Origin of the sequence: Paraburkholderia bryophila (assembly GCF_013409255.1) — a bacterium.
GTDB lineage: Bacteria > Pseudomonadota > Gammaproteobacteria > Burkholderiales > Burkholderiaceae > Paraburkholderia.
In genome coordinates this window covers 1,929,484-1,945,875 of the sequence record NZ_JACCAS010000001.1, presented here as the reverse complement: position 1 = coordinate 1,945,875, position 16,392 = coordinate 1,929,484, and the positions used below count along the sequence as shown (strand labels likewise).

13 protein-coding genes are annotated in these 16,392 nt (G+C 62.7%); 8 read left to right on the top strand and 5 right to left on the bottom strand.

Translation table 11 applies throughout. From position 1 onward, the window contains the following. The first annotated feature begins 2 nt into the window (after window positions 1-2). The 5 genes from GGD40_RS08685 (at window position 3) to GGD40_RS08665 (ending at window position 5,886) form a co-directional block, all read left to right on the top strand. Window positions 3-1,490 carry a sugar ABC transporter ATP-binding protein gene (locus tag GGD40_RS08685; RefSeq protein WP_179743378.1) on the top strand — a complete coding sequence of 496 codons (1,488 nt, stop codon included), beginning with the start codon at window positions 3-5 and terminating at the stop codon, window positions 1,488-1,490. After that, the gene (locus tag GGD40_RS08680; protein WP_179743377.1) at window positions 1,471-2,484 is read left to right on the top strand and encodes an ABC transporter permease; all 1,014 of its coding nucleotides are present in this window, start codon (window positions 1,471-1,473) and stop codon (window positions 2,482-2,484) included. The genes GGD40_RS08685 and GGD40_RS08680 overlap by 20 nt, the downstream gene beginning before the upstream one ends. An 80-nt stretch (window positions 2,485-2,564) precedes the next feature. Continuing rightward, a complete protein-coding gene (locus tag GGD40_RS08675) occupies window positions 2,565-3,527 on the top strand; it encodes a substrate-binding domain-containing protein (RefSeq protein ID WP_179743376.1) in 963 nt (320 codons plus the stop codon). Between the two features lie 143 nt (window positions 3,528-3,670). Continuing rightward, window positions 3,671-4,720 (top strand): sugar phosphate isomerase/epimerase family protein, encoded by a 1,050-nt coding sequence (locus GGD40_RS08670; RefSeq protein ID WP_179706481.1) that lies wholly within the window; start codon window positions 3,671-3,673, stop codon window positions 4,718-4,720. 14 nt (window positions 4,721-4,734) lie between these two features. Beyond that, window positions 4,735-5,886 (top strand): Gfo/Idh/MocA family protein, encoded by a 1,152-nt coding sequence (locus tag GGD40_RS08665; protein WP_179743375.1) that lies wholly within the window; start codon window positions 4,735-4,737, stop codon window positions 5,884-5,886. Window positions 5,887-5,936: 50 nt separating this feature from the next. Here the strand turns inward: GGD40_RS08665 and GGD40_RS08660 are convergent, their stop codons facing one another. The 5 genes from GGD40_RS08660 to GGD40_RS08640 form a co-directional block, all read right to left on the bottom strand. After that, window positions 5,937-6,197, bottom strand: coding sequence for a hypothetical protein (locus GGD40_RS08660; RefSeq protein ID WP_035552568.1), 261 nt, complete (start codon window positions 6,195-6,197; stop codon window positions 5,937-5,939). 85 nt (window positions 6,198-6,282) lie between these two features. Next, the gene (locus GGD40_RS08655; RefSeq protein ID WP_179743374.1) at window positions 6,283-9,477 is read right to left on the bottom strand and encodes an efflux RND transporter permease subunit; all 3,195 of its coding nucleotides are present in this window, start codon (window positions 9,475-9,477) and stop codon (window positions 6,283-6,285) included. A 15-nt stretch (window positions 9,478-9,492) separates the two neighbouring features. Further along, window positions 9,493-10,671, bottom strand: coding sequence for an efflux RND transporter periplasmic adaptor subunit (locus tag GGD40_RS08650; RefSeq protein WP_179743373.1), 1,179 nt, complete (start codon window positions 10,669-10,671; stop codon window positions 9,493-9,495). Window positions 10,672-10,976: 305 nt separating this feature from the next. After that, a complete protein-coding gene (locus GGD40_RS08645; RefSeq protein WP_179743372.1) occupies window positions 10,977-12,146 on the bottom strand; it encodes an ABC transporter substrate-binding protein in 1,170 nt (389 codons plus the stop codon). A 46-nt stretch (window positions 12,147-12,192) separates the two neighbouring features. Then, complete coding sequence (locus GGD40_RS08640) at window positions 12,193-13,134, bottom strand: CysB family HTH-type transcriptional regulator (protein WP_179706476.1); 942 nt, start codon at window positions 13,132-13,134, stop codon at window positions 12,193-12,195. Window positions 13,135-13,370: 236 nt separating this feature from the next. Here GGD40_RS08640 and GGD40_RS08635 point away from each other — a divergent pair, with 236 nt between their 5' ends. The 3 genes from GGD40_RS08635 to GGD40_RS08625 are packed head-to-tail and all read left to right on the top strand — an operon-like array spanning window position 13,371 to window position 16,367. Continuing rightward, window positions 13,371-15,050 (top strand): nitrite/sulfite reductase, encoded by a 1,680-nt coding sequence (locus GGD40_RS08635; RefSeq protein ID WP_179743371.1) that lies wholly within the window; start codon window positions 13,371-13,373, stop codon window positions 15,048-15,050. A gap of 22 nt (window positions 15,051-15,072) precedes the next feature. Continuing rightward, the gene (locus GGD40_RS08630) at window positions 15,073-15,624 is read left to right on the top strand and encodes a DUF934 domain-containing protein (protein WP_179743370.1); all 552 of its coding nucleotides are present in this window, start codon (window positions 15,073-15,075) and stop codon (window positions 15,622-15,624) included. Further along, window positions 15,621-16,367, top strand: coding sequence for a phosphoadenylyl-sulfate reductase (locus GGD40_RS08625; protein ID WP_179743369.1), 747 nt, complete (start codon window positions 15,621-15,623; stop codon window positions 16,365-16,367). The genes GGD40_RS08630 and GGD40_RS08625 overlap by 4 nt, the downstream gene beginning before the upstream one ends. The last annotated feature ends 25 nt before the right edge of the window (window positions 16,368-16,392 follow it).

Sequence of the window (16,392 nt, the reverse complement as noted above, 5' to 3'; positions counted from 1 at the left end):
CCATGAGCCTCGCGATTCGCTTCGACGACATCCGCAAAGACTTCGGGCCGGTGCGTGTGCTGCACGGCGTGAGTTTCGAGCTTGCGCCGGGACGCATTTACGGCCTGCTCGGCGAGAACGGCGCGGGCAAATCCACGCTGATGAAAATCCTCGCGGGCTATGAGACCGCGACGTCGGGCACCTTGCTGATCGATGGCCACGCGCAGCAGTTCATCGGTTCGCGCGACGCGGAAGCGCAGGGCATCGTGCTGATTCACCAGGAGTTCAATCTCGCCGAGCATCTGACGATCGCGCAGAACATGTATCTCGGCCACGAGAAGCGGCGTGGCTGGTTCGTCGACGATGCGGCGATGCGCCGCGACGCCGCGCGTTACCTCGCGCAGGTCGGCCTCGCGAAAGCGCCGGACACGAAGGTGCGCGAACTGATCGTCGCCGAAAAGCAGATGGTGGAGATCGCGAAGGCGCTGTCGCGCCGTGCGCGTTTGCTCATCATGGACGAGCCGACCGCCACGCTCACGCCGTCCGAAACCGAGCGACTTTTCACGCTGATGGCAAAGCTTAAGGCCGACGGCGTGACCATCGTCTATATCTCGCACAAGCTCGACGAGGTCGAACGCATTACCGACGAAGTGATCGTGATGCGCGACGGCCGCTTCGTCGCGCGCAGCGAAACAGCGGGGCTCGCGCGTCAGCAGATGGCGAATCTGATGGTGGGCCGCGACGTGTCCGACATGTTCCCCGACAAGCTCACGGTATCCGCCGACGCGCCGCTCGCTTTGAAAGTAGCCGGACTCAGCGTGCCCGACTGGGTCGACGACCTCAGCTTCGACGTGCGCGCCGGCGAAGTGCTCGGCTTCGCCGGACTGGTCGGCGCGGGCCGCACCGAAGCGTTCGAAGCGATCATCGGCTTGCGCAAGCGCACGGCGGGCCGCATCGAAATTGCCGGCCGTCCCGCCGATCTGAAAAACCCGCGCGACGCCATGCGCCACGGCCTCACGTATCTGAGCGAAGACCGCAAAGGCAAAGGCCTGCACGTGAACCTGAGCCTGCAGGACAACGTCACGCTGATGACGCTCGAACGCTACGCACATCCGCTGCTCGATATGAAAGCGGGCCGCGCGGCGTTGACCAAAGCGGTGAACGAATTCGGCATCCGCACCGGCGACCTGTCGAGCCGCGCGCGCATGCTGTCCGGCGGCAATCAGCAGAAGCTCGCGCTCGCCAAGTTCCTGCAACCCGACCCGCAGGTGATCGTGCTCGACGAACCGACCCGCGGCGTCGATGTCGGCGCGAAACGCGACATCTATTTTCTGATTCACCGTCTCGCCGCGCAGGGGCGCGCGGTGATCGTCATTTCATCCGAACTGATCGAGCTGATCGGCTTGTGCCATCGCGTCGCCGTGATGCGCGCGGGACGCTTGCAGGCCACGCTGACGCTCGATCATCTGACCGAAGAGGAATTGATCGCCCATGCGACCGGCACCCACTGAAGCCGTGCAATCCGGCCGCGCGCTGCGCTTCGCGCATCGACTGTATGCGCTCGGGCCGCTCGTCGGGCTGATTCTGCTGTGCATTGTCGGCACGCTGCTCAATCGCGATTTCGCCACGCTCGACAATCTGATGAACGTGCTCACGCGCACGTCGTTCATCGGCATCATCGCGGTCGGCATGACCTTCGTGATCATTTCGGGCGGCATCGATCTGTCGGTGGGGTCGATGGCCGCGCTGATCGCCGGCAGCATGATCTGGCTGATGAACGCGCTCGCGGCGGGCGTCGGCGGACAGTCGCTCCCGCCTATGCTGATTCTCACGCTCGGGATCGTGTTCGCGCTGGTGCTCGGTGGCCTGTTCGGCTGCGCGCATGGCTTGCTGATTACCAAAGGACGGATCGAACCGTTCATCGTCACGTTGGGCACGTTGGGGATTTTTCGCGCGGTGCTGACGTGGCTCGCCGATGGCGGCGCGTTGACGCTGGATAACTCGCTGTCCGATCTGTATGGCCCGGTCTATTACGCGAGCCTGTTCGGTGTGCCGGTGCCGATCTGGGTTTTTCTCGTAGTGGCCGCCGGCGGCGCGCTGATTCTCAATCGCACCGCGTTTGGTCGTCACGTGCAGGCGATCGGCTCCAATGAACAGGTCGCGCGCTACGCGGCGATTCGCGTCGATACCGTGAAGATCGTGACGTATGTGCTGCTCGGTATTTGCGTGGGCGTGGCGACTGTGCTCTATGTGCCGCGGCTCGGGTCGGCCACGCCGACCACCGGATTGTTGTGGGAGCTCGAAGCGATCGCTTCGGTCGTGGTCGGCGGCACCGCGCTCAAGGGCGGCGAAGGACGCGTGGTCGGCACGGTGATCGGCGCGATCCTGCTGTCGGTGATTGCCAATATTCTGAATCTCACCAGCATCATCAGCGTGTATCTGAACGCGGCGGTGCAGGGCGTGGTGATTATTTTCGTCGCGTTCGTGCAGCGCGGACGGAGATAGCTTTAGCGTTTCACTTGGGCACGACGGCAGGTTCGAGAATCGGGGCGCACGAACGCCTCATCGACATTGGAGACACAACCATGAAACAGGTCATTCGAGCGGTCGGCGCCGGCGTGCTGGCGTTGGGGATACTGGGCACGGCGGGCATGGCGCGCGCCGACGACAAAGTCATACTCGGCGTCGCGATTCCGACGGCCGATCACGGCTTCACGGGCGGCATCGTCTGGTGGGCGAACAAGGCGAAGACCGATCTGGAGAAAGCGCATCCCGATCTCAAGATCATCGTGAAGACGGCTGCCGGCTCACCGGAGCAGGCGAACCAGTTGCAGGATCTGGTGACGGTGAACAAGATCAACGCGCTGGTGATCTTTCCGTTCGAATCGGCGTCGCTCACGCAGCCGGTCGCGCAGGTGAAGAAGAAAGGCGTGTATGTGACGGTGGTGGATCGCGGCCTGACGGACACCAGCGCGCAGGACGCGTACGTGGCCGGCGACAACACCGCGTTCGGCAAGATTCCCGCCGAGTATCTGGCGAAAGCGCTCGACGGCAAAGGCAATATCGTCGCGCTGCGCGGCATTCCGACCACGCTCGACAACGAGCGCTGGACCGCGTTCACGGACGTGATCAAGACCCATCCGGAGATGAAGATTCTCGACGCGAAGTACGCGAACTGGAATCGCGACGACGCTTTCAAGGTGATGCAGGATTATCTGACGCGCTTCAAGCACATCGACGCCGTCTGGGCCGCTGACGACGACATGGCGGTCGGCGTGCTGAAGGCGATCGAGCAGGCCAAGCGGACGGACATCAAGATCGTATTCGGCGGCGCGGGTTCGAAGGGCATGGTGAAGAACGTGATGGACGGTGCGCCGATGATCAAGGCGGACGTGTCGTACTCGCCGAAATTCATCTACGACGCGATCAAGCTCACCGCCGAGGCGCGTCTGAAAGGCGAGAAGTTGCCCGCCACGACGATCATTCCGTCGGTGCTGATCACGAAGGAAAACGCGCAGCAGTTTTATTTTCCGGACTCGCCGTTTTGAATCCGGGCTGACGTTAGCGTGATGGCGGTGTGATGTTGGCCTGAGCATCTGGAGCGTGTTGGCCGGCTTTGCTTTGCTTTGCTCTTGCCTTCGCCGCTGCGGCGAAGGCAACGCTAGCGCGCTCCCGTTCAAGGAACCGTACGATGAAAACCATCAAAGGTCCGGCAATCTTTCTCGCCCAGTTCATGGGCGACGAGGTGCCGTTCGACAATCTCGCGCACCTCGCGGAGTGGGCGGCGAGTCTCGGCTTCAAAGGTATTCAGGTGCCGTGCGACCCGCGTCTGATCGATCTCGAACAGGCGGCGGCAAGCCAAGCCTATTGCGATGAATTGCGCGAGACCGCGGAGAACGCGGGCGTGACGATCACCGAATTGTCGACGCATCTGCAAGGGCAACTGGTGGCGGTGCATCCGGCTTATGACGCGTTGTTCGACGGGTTTGCCGCGCCGCAAGTGCGAGGCAATCCGGCAGCTCGCACGCAATGGGCGATCGAGCAACTGAAGCTGGCCGCGAAAGCTTCACAGCGTTTGGGCTTGAGCACGCATGTGTCGTTTTCCGGTGCGCTGGCGTGGCCTTATCTGTATCCGTGGCCGCAGCGTCCGACGGGTTTGGTCGAAGCCGCGTTCGATGAACTCGCGCGCCGCTGGACGCCGATTCTCGATGCGTTCGACGCCGCCGGTGTCGACGTGTGCTACGAACTCCATCCCGGCGAAGATCTGCACGACGGTGTGACCTTCGAGCGTTTTCTCGATGCGGTCAAACAGCACGCGCGGGCCAATATTCTTTACGACCCGAGCCATTTCGTTTTACAGCAACTCGACTATCTGGCGTTTATCGACATCTATCACGAGCGGATTAAAGCGTTCCATGTGAAAGACGCCGAGTTTCGACCGAACGGCAAACAAGGCGTGTACGGCGGGTATAGCGGCTGGGTCGAACGCGCGGGGCGCTTCAGGTCGCTCGGCGACGGGCAGATCGATTTCGGCGCGATCTTCTCGAAGATGGCGCAGTACGATTTTCCCGGCTGGGCGGTGCTGGAATGGGAGTGCGCATTGAAGCATCCGCATGATGGCGCGCGTGAAGGCGCGGAGTTTATCCGGCGGCACATCATTCGTGTGGCGGAGCATGCGTTTGACGATTTCGCGGAGAGTGGCGTGGATGCGGCGCAGTTGAAGCGTGTGCTGGGTATCTGACAGGGATGAAATCAATGGCGCAAAGAAGGCTCAGGTTGGGCATGGTCGGCGGCGGGCAGGGCGCGTTTATCGGCGCGGTGCATCGGATCGCGGCGCGGCTCGACGATCGCTTCGAACTGGTGGCGGGTGCGTTGTCGTCCGATCCGCAGCGTGCGCAGGCCAGCGCCGCCGAGGCGGGCATCGCGCGTAGCTACGCCGACTGGCGCGAGATGGCGCGCGCCGAAGCCGCCCGCGACGATGGCATCGACGCGGTGGCGATCGTCACGCCGAATCATCTGCATGCGCCGGTTGCGACGGCGTTTCTCGAAGCGGGTATTCATGTGGTGTGCGACAAGCCGCTGGCGATTTCGCTGGCGGAAGGCGAGGCGCTGGCGAAACTCGCGCGCGAAAAGAACAAGCTGTTTGCGTTGACGCATACGTATTCCGGCTATCCGATGGTGCGTTACGCGCGTGAACTGATCGACACGGGCGAACTCGGCGAATTGCGCTTGGTGCAGGTGGAATACGCGCAAGACTGGCTGGCGGAGCCGATCGAAACGAGCGGCACGAATAAGCAGGCCGGCTGGCGCACGGACCCTGCGTTAGCGGGTCCGGCAGGCTGCCTCGGCGATATCGGCACGCACGCGTATCATCTGGCGGCTTTCGTCATGGGGATGACGCCGTCGTCGCTCGCGGCGGAGGTGCATACCTTCGTGCCGGGACGTCGCATCGACGATCATGTGCAGGCCATGTTGCGCTATGCGAACGGCGCGCGCGGCATGCTATGGGCGAGTCAGGTGGCGAGCGGCGCGGAGAACGCGTTGCGTCTGCGGGTGTATGGAACGAAGGCGAATCTTGCCTTCGATCAGGAACAGCCGAATGAACTGTGGTTCACGCCGCTGGGTGGTTCGGCTGAGCGTTTGACGCGCGGGCGCGTGAAAAGCGCGATCGCGGCGCATGCGACGCGTGTGCCGGCGGGGCATCCTGAAGGCTATCTGGAAGCGTTCGCGCAGTTGTATAAAGACGCGGCGTTGCAGATCGAAGCGTTGGACTCGGGTCGCGCACTGCCGGCGGAAAGCCTGTTGCTGACGACGGTGGAAGACGGTGTGGCGGGGCTGCGGTTTATCGATGCGATGCTTGCGAGCAGCACGGCGGATGGGCAGTGGCGGGAGATTGGGGGCGTTTGAAAGAGGTTGAAAATGACTTGAAGCACTGTGAAAGCGAGGCCCCCCTCCGCTCAACTGCCCTTGCTTTTCTTGATCTGCTCTTCGAACGCGATATCGAGCTTGCTCGCTTTACGCGGTTTCGGCGGCCCATACGCATCGACGAATTTGACGAAGTCGTCGAGCGTGAGCGGGTCGGACACTTTCTTGTCCGATCCGCTCGATTTGTCGACCAGATAGAACAAGCCGCCAGACAGGCTGATCGCGGCGAACTGCGGATTGCCGCTGCGCGTTTTCAGCCGCTCGACAGCGTGGATGGCTCGGGTGGTACGCATGGTGGGCGACTGCTGGTGGGGGAAAGACCGCTACTTTAACAATTTCGCCGACGCGGCGCGTCTGTCCCGTCAGTCCCCAATCGACTTACTGCGGCTTGCGCGACAATTTCCGCCGCACCCAACTCCCCCAATCCTCCAGCACCGTATAAACCACCGGCACCACCACCAGCGTCAGAATCGACGACGTAATCACCCCGCCAATCACCGTCTGTCCCAGCGGCCCACGCTGCTCGCCACCTTCGCCAAGCGCCGCGGCCAACGGCAGCATGCCGAAGATCATCGCCAGGGTAGTCATCAGAATCGGCCGCAGCCGCACCCGAGCTGCTTCGAGCAGGGCCTCGCGCCGCTCCATCTTGCGCCCTTTCCCGGACGCATCCAGCAGCGTGCCGCGCCGCGCCTGATTCGCGAAGTCCACCAGCAGAATCGCGTTCTTCGTCACGAGCCCCATCAGCATCACGAAGCCGATGATCGAGAACATGTTCAACGTGCTGCCGAACAGCAACAGCGCGACCAGCACGCCGATCAGCGTCAGCGGCAGCGAGGCCATGATCGCGAGCGGTTGCGCAAAGCTCGCGAACTGCGACGCCAGAATCATGTAGATGAATATCACCGCCAGCGCCAACGCCTCCACCGCGTAAATGAACGACTCGTTCATGCTCTTGGTCGAGCCTTCGAAGCGGTAGTGATAGCCCGCCGGCAGATGCATCGCGTCGAGCGTTTTCGCGACGTCGGCAGCGACTTCGCCGGGCGAGCGGCCGTTCACGTTCGCCGACAATTCCACCTCGCGTTGCAGATCGCGCCGGTTCAGCACGTCGGGGCCGGCCGTCTTGACGATATCCGCGATCTGCCGCAGCGGCACCAGCACCGGCGCGCCGTTCGCATCGGTGCGATTGGTGGCGATCATCAGCCGCGCGAGATCGTCCACGTCCTGGCGCTGCTCGCGCGGCAGCCGCACGCTGACGTCGTAGTCCTGGTCGTCCGGCGCACGCCAGGTGCTGATCGCGTCGCCGGAGAGCAACGGTCGCAGCGCCGTGCCGATATCCGCGACGCCTACGCCGAGGTCGGACGCCAGTTCACGCTTCACGTTGATCGCGACGATCGGCTTGTCCGCTTTCAGGCTCGAATCCAGATCGACGAGGCCCGGAATCTTCGCCATGCGCGCCTGAGCCACGTCGGACAAGCGACGCAGTTCGTCGATGTTGTCGCCCTGCAAGCTCAACTGAATGGCCTTGGTGCTGCCCGCGCCGTCCGACATGCCGATTTCGGTCACCGAGACGCCCGCCACCGACGCCAGCCGCGCGCGAAACGCATCGTTCAGCTCGACCATGCCGCGCGTGCGGTCGCGCCGGTCTTTCAGGCGCACCGTAATGAGCGCGGTGTTCTTGCCCTGCGTGTTGCCCGAGTTGACCGTTGCATACGTGAAGCGCACTTCGGGGTAGGTCGCGAGAATCGCCTGCACCTGTTTGACTTTCTCCGATGTCGCTTCGAGCGACGTCCCCACCGGCGTATTCAAACCGATTTGCGTTTCGGAGAAGTCCGCGTTCGGCACGAACTCGGTGCCGACGAACGGCACCAGAAACAGGCTGCCGAAGAACGTCACCGCCGCGATCACCAGCGTGATCGCGCGATGCTTCAACGACCACCCGAGCAGCCGCTGATAAAACGCCGTGAGCCGGTCGATCTGCTTGTCGAACAGATGCAGCGAGCGCTGGATCAAGCGGCCGTAACGGTAGCCTTTGCGTCCCGTGTCCGCGTCGTGCAGATCGGGGTCCGGCCAGATCGACGACAGCATCGGGTCGAGCGTGAACGACACGAACATCGAGATCAGCACGGCGGCCGCGACCGTAATGCCGAACTGGTGGAAGAAGCGGCCGATGATGCCGCCCATGAAACCCACCGGCAGAAACACCGCGACGATCGAGAAGGTGGTGGCCAGCACGGCCAGCGCGATTTCCTTGGTGCCGTCGAGCGCGGCCGTGCGATGGTCCGCGCCGAGCTGCACGTGCCGCACGATGTTCTCGCGCACAACGATCGCGTCGTCGATCAGCAAGCCGACGCACAGCGACAACGCCATCAGCGTGATCACGTTGATCGTGAAGCCGCACGCGTACATCACCGCGAACGTGCCGATCAGCGCGATGGGCAGTGTGAGGCCGGTGATTACCGTGCTGCGCCACGAGCCGAGAAACAGGAACACGATCAGCACCGTGAGCAACGCGCCTTCGAGCAGGGTGCGCTTCACTTCGTTGACGCTGTCTTCGATCTCGATCGACGAATCGTCGGTGACATCGAGCTTGACGCCGGGCGGCAGCAACGGCTGCAAACGCGCGACTTCGTCACGCACGCCATGCGCGACGTCGACCGTGTTTTCGCCCTGGGCCTTGATGATCGATACGAACAACGCGCGCTGGCCGTTCAATAGCGCGGTGCTGTCCGGTTCCTGTTGGCCGTCCACCACGTCGGCGACCTGATCGAGCGTGACCGGTTGCGTCGCTGAGCTTGCCGTTGGAATCGCCGACTGCGCGCCACGTCGCGCGATGATGATGCGCTTGAAGTCGTCCGGTTTATCGAAGCGGCCTTTGATCTGCACGGTCTGCTCGATATGGCTCGACGTGAGCGGGCCGGCCGGAATCTCCTGATTCTCGTTCTGCACCGCGCGGATCACCTGATCGACGCCGATCGACAGCGCCTGCAGTTTTTCCGGCTTCACGTCGATCTGCACCTGGCGCTTCACGCCGCCCACCAGCGACACCGAGCCGACGCCGCGTACGGTTTCGAGCCGCTTGCGCACGATCTGATCGGCGACGGTGGTGAGGTCGCGCATAGACAGGGTGGCGCCCGGCGCGTTCGACACCGCGACCGTGACGATCGGCGTATCCGCCGGGTCGTAGCGCAGCACGCGCGGGTCCTTCACGCCGTCGCGCAGATCGGGGCGGATCAGCGCGATCTTGTCGCGCACGTCTTGCGCGGCCTGCACCGCGTCGACCGACAGGTCGAATTGCACGATCACGACCGACTGCGCGTCGTAGGAGCGCGACGTGATTTCGTCGATGCCGCTGATCGTGTTGACCGCTTCCTCGATCTTGCGCGTGACGTCGGACTCGACCGATTCCGGCGACGCGCCCGGATACGCGGTCTGCACGACCACGATAGGAAACGTGATGTCGGGAAATTGGTCAACCTTCAGCCGTTGATAAGAGAACAGACCGATGACGAGCAGCGCCATCATCATCATCGTGGCGAGCACCGGGTTGCCGATGCTGATGCGGGTGAACCACATAGGCGCGGGCTCCGGTCAGTGCTGGCCGGCGGCCGACGACGCGGCCGGTGCCGACGAAGCCGCCGATGCAGGCTGCACCACATGCACCGTACTGCCGATCCGCAACGAGCCGAGATTGTTCTTCACGATCCGCTCGCCGACGTTCAACTGTCCGCTGGTGATTTCGGTCCACGAGTCGCCGTCGGCGTCGCCGGTCGCGCCGGTCTGCACCGGCTGCTCGACCAGCTTGCCGCCGACCAGCGCATACACGCTGTGGCGCGCGCCATCGGTACGCACGGCCGTGGCGGGCACCACCAGCACGTTCTGCCGACTGCCCACCGCGATCGTGCCCGTGCCGAACATGCCGACCCGCAACGTGCCCGCCGGATTGGCGACCTGCACGTACACCATGATCGACCGCGAACCCGGCTGCGCGGCGGGGTTGATCCGCGTGATCGCGCCTTGCACCGGCGTATCGATACCGTCGAACGCGATGCTCACCGGCTGGCCGATCCGCACGCGGCCGATCTCGCCGACCGGTACTGGCGCTTCCAGTTCGAGCGTGCGCAGATCGACCACGTCGAACAGCTTGGTGTCGACGGCGACTTTTTCGCCGGGCTCGACCGAGCGCGTGGCGATTTGCCCGTCGAGCGGCGAGCGTACGACCGTATCGTCGAGCGACAGATTCGACGACGCCAGCGCCGCTCGCGCCGCATCCAGATTCGCGCGGGCGATTTCATACTGGCTTTGCGCGGTGTCGAACGCGTTCTTCGAAATGAAGCCTTTTTCGACCAGCACGCGGTTGTTGTCGAGCGTCTGTTTGGCGATGTCGAGCTGACCGCCCATGGCGGCCATCTGGCCGCGACTTTGTTCGGCGCGGGCCACGTAATCGCGGGCGTCGATTTTGGCGAGGATCTGGCCGGTCTTGACCGTGTCGCCCTCGCGCACTGCGACGTCGAGCGCCGAGCCGGCCACTTTCGATTTGACCGCGGCCTGCGTGATCGCGCGCAGCGAGCCGGTCAGCGGCAAGGTTTCGGACAGAGTACGACGGCCGACCGTGGTGAGATCGTCGGGTGCGAATTCGACGATGGAAGAGACGGTTTCCGTGGCGGCAGCGGGTGCGCTGCGCTTCCTGATAGCCTGGACGATCGCGATAGCGAGGATCACGATGACGACAAGGGCGGCGATGACGATACGTTTTCTGGTTTTTAGCATGCGCGGTCTGACGGACTTCACGGCACTGGCGGAAGCGCTAGCGGCCTCATGGTCACGAGGCGCTGCGCGTTCGCACGGAATCGGCGAATTAGCCTGGGCCTGCGGTCATCGCAAGCTGGCCGTCAGCATGGTACACGCAGCGTGCGTGCGATGCGCCTCCCGAACGGGTTGCGCGAATAGCGGTCAGACGCAGCGGCCGGAATGCGGCAGTAATGCCTTGCGCGATGTTGAGCGGCGCGGAACTCGCCGGGCATACCGGTGCGTTCCGCGGCTCAGCCGCTCACGACGTCACTAAGCTAAGTCACTCACTGACTCAGATAAACAAACTTGCCGTTCCTGATGATGCCCATCACGCTGGCGCGCTGATCCAAACCCACGTGATCCTTCGGGCTCGTATTGACCACGCCGTTCGGCACGACCAGCTCATGCGCGTGCTCCAGCTCGTCGCGCAACGCGGCGCGAAACGCCGGGGTGCCCGGCTGCGCCGTCTTCAACGCACGGGCCACGGCATCCTGCAAGCGCGGATACACACCGGCCGCATCGCCGGCGAACTGCGTCACGCTGCCCGCGCCGTACTTCGCTTCGTATTCGTTGGTGAACGCGAGCGCCGCTTTCTTCGCCGGATGATCGGCCGGTAGCGTGCGCGCCACCACGACCGGCTGGGTCGGGAACAGCGTGCCTTCCACATCTTTGCCGCCGAGCTTGATGAACTCCGGCGTGGCGATGCCGTGTGTCTGATAGATCGGGCCTTTAAAGCCGCGTTCGATCAGCGTGCGCTCCGGCAACACGGTCGGCGTGCCCGCGCCGGCGATCAGGATCGCGTCCGGCTTGGCGGCCATCAGCTTCAGAATCTGGCCGGTGACGCTGGCATCGGTGCGGTTATAGCGCTCGGTCGCGACCAGTTGAATGTGACGCAAGGCCGCGAACTTGCTGAACTCGTTGAGCCAGCTTTCGCCGTAGCCATCTGCGAAACCGATAAAGCCCACCGTCTTCACGTTGTGGTTCGACATGTAGCGCGTCATCACGTCGGCCATCGCGCTATCGGTCTGCGCCATCTTGTAGGCCCACACCTTCTTGCCTTCCTGCGGCTCGACGACGCTGGCCGAGCCGATCAGCGTGATCATCGGCGTCTGGCTTTCGGCGACCGGATCGAGCGCCGCCATCGCCGCCGGCGTGATGTTCGGGCCGACGATCACGTCGACGTGGTCTTCATTGATCAGCTTGTGGATATTGCGCACCGCGGCGCCCGGATCGGATCCGTCGTCGAGGAAGATGTAGTCGGCTTTCTGGCCGGCGATCGTGGCCGGCCACATCAGCATGGCGTTCTTGCTGGTGATGCCGATCACGGCCGCCGGGCCGGTGCTCGACAGATCGATACCGACCTTGATGTCGGCGTGCGCGGCGGTGGCGAGCAACAGCGCGCCGAGGGCGGCCAGGCCGCGAATGCTTTTTTTATGCGACTGATGCGACGTCATCGAGAGGTCTCCGTAGCGGGAAGCGTGGTGCTGTCAAATACTGCGGTCAAAGTTCGTAGGTTTCGTGCTCGCCTTTCAACGCCTGCTCGATCAGCTTGCGGTTCATGCTCGGCGACAACAGCTCGACGAGCGTGTACACATAGCTGCGCAGATACGCGCCGTTTTTCAGCGCGACGCGCGTCACGTTGCTGCCGAACAGGTGGCCGACCGGCATGGCGCGCAAATGACGGTCGCGTTCGGCGTTGAACGCGATATCCGCCATGATGCCGACGCCCAGACCCAGCTCGACGTAGGTCTTGATCACGTCGGCGTCGATCGCCTCCAGCACGATGTCCGGATGCAGACCGCGCAGGCGGAACGCCTCGTTGATCTTGGTGCGGCCGGCGAACGCGTTGTCGTAGGTGATCAGCGGATACTGGGTCAGATCATCCAGCGACAAAAGTTTGCGGTCGAGTAGGGGATGATCCGGCTGCATTACCGCGACGTGATGCCACTGGAAGCAGGGCAGCGACACCAGCTCCTTATAGTTGGCGATCGCTTCGGTGGCGATGCACAGATCGGCCTGGTCGTGAATTACCATTTCGGCGACCTGGGTCGGGCTGCCTTGCAGAATCGAAAGGTGAACCTTCGGAAAACGCTTCTTGAACTCGGCGATAGCCGCCGGCAGCGAGTAGCGCGCCTGCGTGTGGGTCGCGGCGATGACCAGATTGCCCTGATCCTGCGCCGCGTAATCTTTACCGACTCGCTTGAGACTCTCCACTTCCTGCAGGATCTTCTCGACGGACTGCAAAATGATGCGTCCCGGCTCGGTCAGCGAGCGCACCCGCTTGCCGTGCCGCGTGAAGATCTCGACGCCCAGCTCGTCTTCCAGCTCGATGATCGCCTTGGAAACGCCCGGCTGGCTGGTAAACAGCGCCTTGGCCGCTTCCGTCAGGTTGAAATTCTGCCGCACGGCCTCGCGGACGAAGCGGAATTGGTGCAGGTTCATATATAACCTCTCCGCATATCAAAGTAATTTTTTAGTCGTTTGAAATATAAGGCGAGTTTATTACGATCTGTCCATCTTTTTCAATATGGATATCTGTATTTGTCATAAGCAAATGAGAGATGGGTCTAAACGCTCGTTTGCAGCAGCTGACTAACACCAGGTATTCAAGGCGCAGCGGAACCGGATCGCCGGCCGCCGGACCGCCGTGTATCACGCAAAAAAATTGGGGTCCCCGAATGTACCAATACGATCAGTACGACCAGACCATCGTCGATGAACGGGTCGCGCAGTACGCCGATCAGGTTCGCCGCCGCTTGTCGGGCGAATTGAGCGAAGAGGAGTTTCGTCCGCTGCGTCTGCAGAACGGCCTGTACATGCAGCGCCACGCGTACATGCACCGCATCGCGATTCCTTACGGCAACCTGCGCAGCGACCAGATGCGCGTGCTCGCGCAGATCGCGCGCGAACACGACCGCGGTTACGGCCACTTCTCGACGCGCTCGAACATCCAGTACAACTGGATCCAGCTCGAAGAAACGCCGGAAATCCTGCGCAAGCTCGCCGCGGTGCAGATGCACGGCATCCAGACCTCGGGTAATTGCATCCGCAACATTACCGCCGACCAGTTCGCCGGCGTCGCGCCGGACGAAATGGTCGATCCGCGGCCGTGGGCGGAAATCCTGCGTCAATGGTCGACGTTTCACCCGGAATTCGCGTGGTTGCCGCGCAAGTTCAAGATCGCCGTATCGGGTTCGAAGGAAGACCGCGCCGCCGTGCAGCTTCACGACATGGGCGTGTATCTGAAGAAGAACGAGCAGGGCGAACTGGTGGCCGACATTCTGGTCGGCGGCGGCATGGGCCGCACGCCGATCATCGGCGCGATCATTCGTAAAGATCTGCCGTGGCAACATCTGCTGTCGTACTGCGAAGCCGTGCTGCGTGTGTATAACCGCTACGGCCGCCGCGACAACATCTACAAGGCGCGCATCAAGATTCTCGTGAAGGCGTTGAGCCCGGAGAAATTCTCGGCGCAGGTCGAAGAAGAATGGCAGCACCTGAAGGACGGTCCGGCGACGCTCACGCAAGCCGAAGTGGATCGCGTGTCGCAGTACTTCCAGCCGCCGGTTTATGAAAAACTGGCCGATACCGATGCGTCGTACGAAAAACATCTGCTGGAAAACCGTGCGTTCGCCCGTTGGGTCGAGCGTAATGTGCGTCCGCATAAGGTGTCGGGTTATTCGTCGGTGACGCTGTCGTTGAAGCCGACCACCATCGCCCCGGGCGATGCGACGGATGCGCAGATGGAAGCCGTCGCCGATTGGGCCGACGAGTACTCGCTCGGCGAGATTCGCGTCTCGCACGAGCAGAACCTGATTCTCGCGAACGTCAAGAAGCGCGATCTGTTCGCGCTGTGGGAAAAGGCCAAGGCGCAGGGTTTCGCGACGCCGAATATCGGTTTGCTGACCGATATCATCGCGTGCCCGGGCGGCGATTTCTGCTCGCTCGCGAATGCGAAGTCGATTCCGATCGCGCTGGCGATTCAGGAGCGCTTCAACGATCTCGACTACGTGTACGACCTCGGCGACGTGTCGCTGAATATCTCGGGCTGTATCAACGCGTGCGGTCACCACCATATCGGCAACATCGGCATTCTCGGCGTCGATAAGGACGGCTCGGAGTGGTATCAGGTGACGCTCGGCGGTGAACAAGGTACGGGCGCGCGCGGTGCGAACCTCGGCCGCGTGATCGGCCCGTCGTTCTCGGCGGAAGAAATGCCGGACGTGATGAGCAAAGTGATCGATACGTTTGTCGAGAATCGCCACGAAGGCGAGCGCTTCATCGAAACGTATAACCGCATCGGCATGGCTCCGTTCAAGGAACGTGTGTACGCCTCGCGTCAACCGGCTCACGCGTAACCGCGACAAGGATACTGAACAGATGGCTTCTATCATCAAGAATCGCGCGATCGTCAACGATGACTGGACGCTCGTACGTCCCGCCGAAGACGGCTCGCTGCCGGCAGTGAACGACTTGCCCGCAGGCAAGGTGCTGGTGCCGCTCGCGTTGTGGCAGGCTGAACGCGATGCGCTCGCCGCTTCGCGCGGCGTCGCGGAAATGGGCGTGTGGCTCGCGCCGGATAGCGAACCGGCGGATCTCGTCGCCGACTTCGACAAGATCGCGCTGATCGGCGTGGACTTCCCGGTGTTCCGCGACGGCCGTGGTTACAGCATTGGCCGCTTGCTGCGCGAGCGTTATGGCTACAAGGGCGAACTGCGTGCGATCGGCGACGTGCTGCGCGATCAGATTACGTTTATGTTTCGCTGCGGTTTCGATGCTTACGCGCTGCGCGAGGACAAAGATTTCGACGATGCGCTGAAGGCGTTCGACGAATTCAGCGTGCAGTATCAGGGTGCGGTGGATAACCCGCTGCCGTGGTTCCGTCGCCGTGAAGCTGCTGCGGCTGCTGCCTCGGAAAAGGCTTCGGCATGACGATCGCTACCTCGCTCACGCCGGAACTCGCTGCGAAGGTCGAGCGCCTCGATGCGCTGCTCGATTCGATCGCCGCGCGTCACGCGAACGTGAAGCTCGCCAGCAGCCTCGCGGCGGAAGACATGCTGCTCGCCCACGCGATCCTGTCGCGTGGCGTGAAGATCGGTATCTTCTCGCTGAACACGGGCCGCTTGCATGCGGAAACGCTCGGCATGCTCGATCGCGTGAAAGACCGCTATGGCTACGACATCGAACAGTTCCATCCACTGGCGGCTTCGGTCGACGAATACGTCAGCTCGCACGGTCTGAACGCGTTCTATGAAAGCGTCGATCTGCGCAAGCGCTGTTGCGAAGTCCGCAAGGTCGAGCCGCTGAATCGCGCGCTGTCGGATGTCAGCGCGTGGGTGACCGGGCAACGTCGCGAGCAGTCGGTGACGCGTGCCGAACTGCATGCGGAAGAGCACGACGCCGCGCGCAACATCGCCAAGTTCAATCCGCTCACCGATTGGACCGAAACTGAAGTGTGGGATTATCTGAAAGCGTTCGACGTGCCGGTCAATCCGCTGCATGCGCGCGGTTATCCGAGCATTGGCTGCGAGCCGTGTACGCGCGCGATCCGTCCCGGTGAAGATAGCCGGGCAGGGCGCTGGTGGTGGGAATCGCGCGATACCAAGGAATGTGGGTTACATATCACGACGATTACCCCGATTCCGTTCAATAGCAGCGAGAACGCATCGGCTTGAAAGTTTAGGTCTTAATGGACCTTGG

Coding starts and splice junctions, on each gene's coding strand:
- GGD40_RS08685 (WP_179743378.1), top strand. CDS start 3: ATGAGCCTCGCGATTCGCTTCGACGACATCCGCAAAGACTTCGGGCCG.
- GGD40_RS08680 (WP_179743377.1), top strand. CDS start 1,471: ATGCGACCGGCACCCACTGAAGCCGTGCAATCCGGCCGCGCGCTGCGC.
- GGD40_RS08675 (WP_179743376.1), top strand. CDS start 2,565: ATGAAACAGGTCATTCGAGCGGTCGGCGCCGGCGTGCTGGCGTTGGGG.
- GGD40_RS08670 (WP_179706481.1), top strand. CDS start 3,671: ATGAAAACCATCAAAGGTCCGGCAATCTTTCTCGCCCAGTTCATGGGC.
- GGD40_RS08665 (WP_179743375.1), top strand. CDS start 4,735: ATGGCGCAAAGAAGGCTCAGGTTGGGCATGGTCGGCGGCGGGCAGGGC.
- GGD40_RS08660 (WP_035552568.1), bottom strand. CDS start 6,197: ATGCGTACCACCCGAGCCATCCACGCTGTCGAGCGGCTGAAAACGCGC.
- GGD40_RS08655 (WP_179743374.1), bottom strand. CDS start 9,477: ATGTGGTTCACCCGCATCAGCATCGGCAACCCGGTGCTCGCCACGATG.
- GGD40_RS08650 (WP_179743373.1), bottom strand. CDS start 10,671: ATGCTAAAAACCAGAAAACGTATCGTCATCGCCGCCCTTGTCGTCATC.
- GGD40_RS08645 (WP_179743372.1), bottom strand. CDS start 12,146: ATGACGTCGCATCAGTCGCATAAAAAAAGCATTCGCGGCCTGGCCGCC.
- GGD40_RS08640 (WP_179706476.1), bottom strand. CDS start 13,134: ATGAACCTGCACCAATTCCGCTTCGTCCGCGAGGCCGTGCGGCAGAAT.
- GGD40_RS08635 (WP_179743371.1), top strand. CDS start 13,371: ATGTACCAATACGATCAGTACGACCAGACCATCGTCGATGAACGGGTC.
- GGD40_RS08630 (WP_179743370.1), top strand. CDS start 15,073: ATGGCTTCTATCATCAAGAATCGCGCGATCGTCAACGATGACTGGACG.
- GGD40_RS08625 (WP_179743369.1), top strand. CDS start 15,621: ATGACGATCGCTACCTCGCTCACGCCGGAACTCGCTGCGAAGGTCGAG.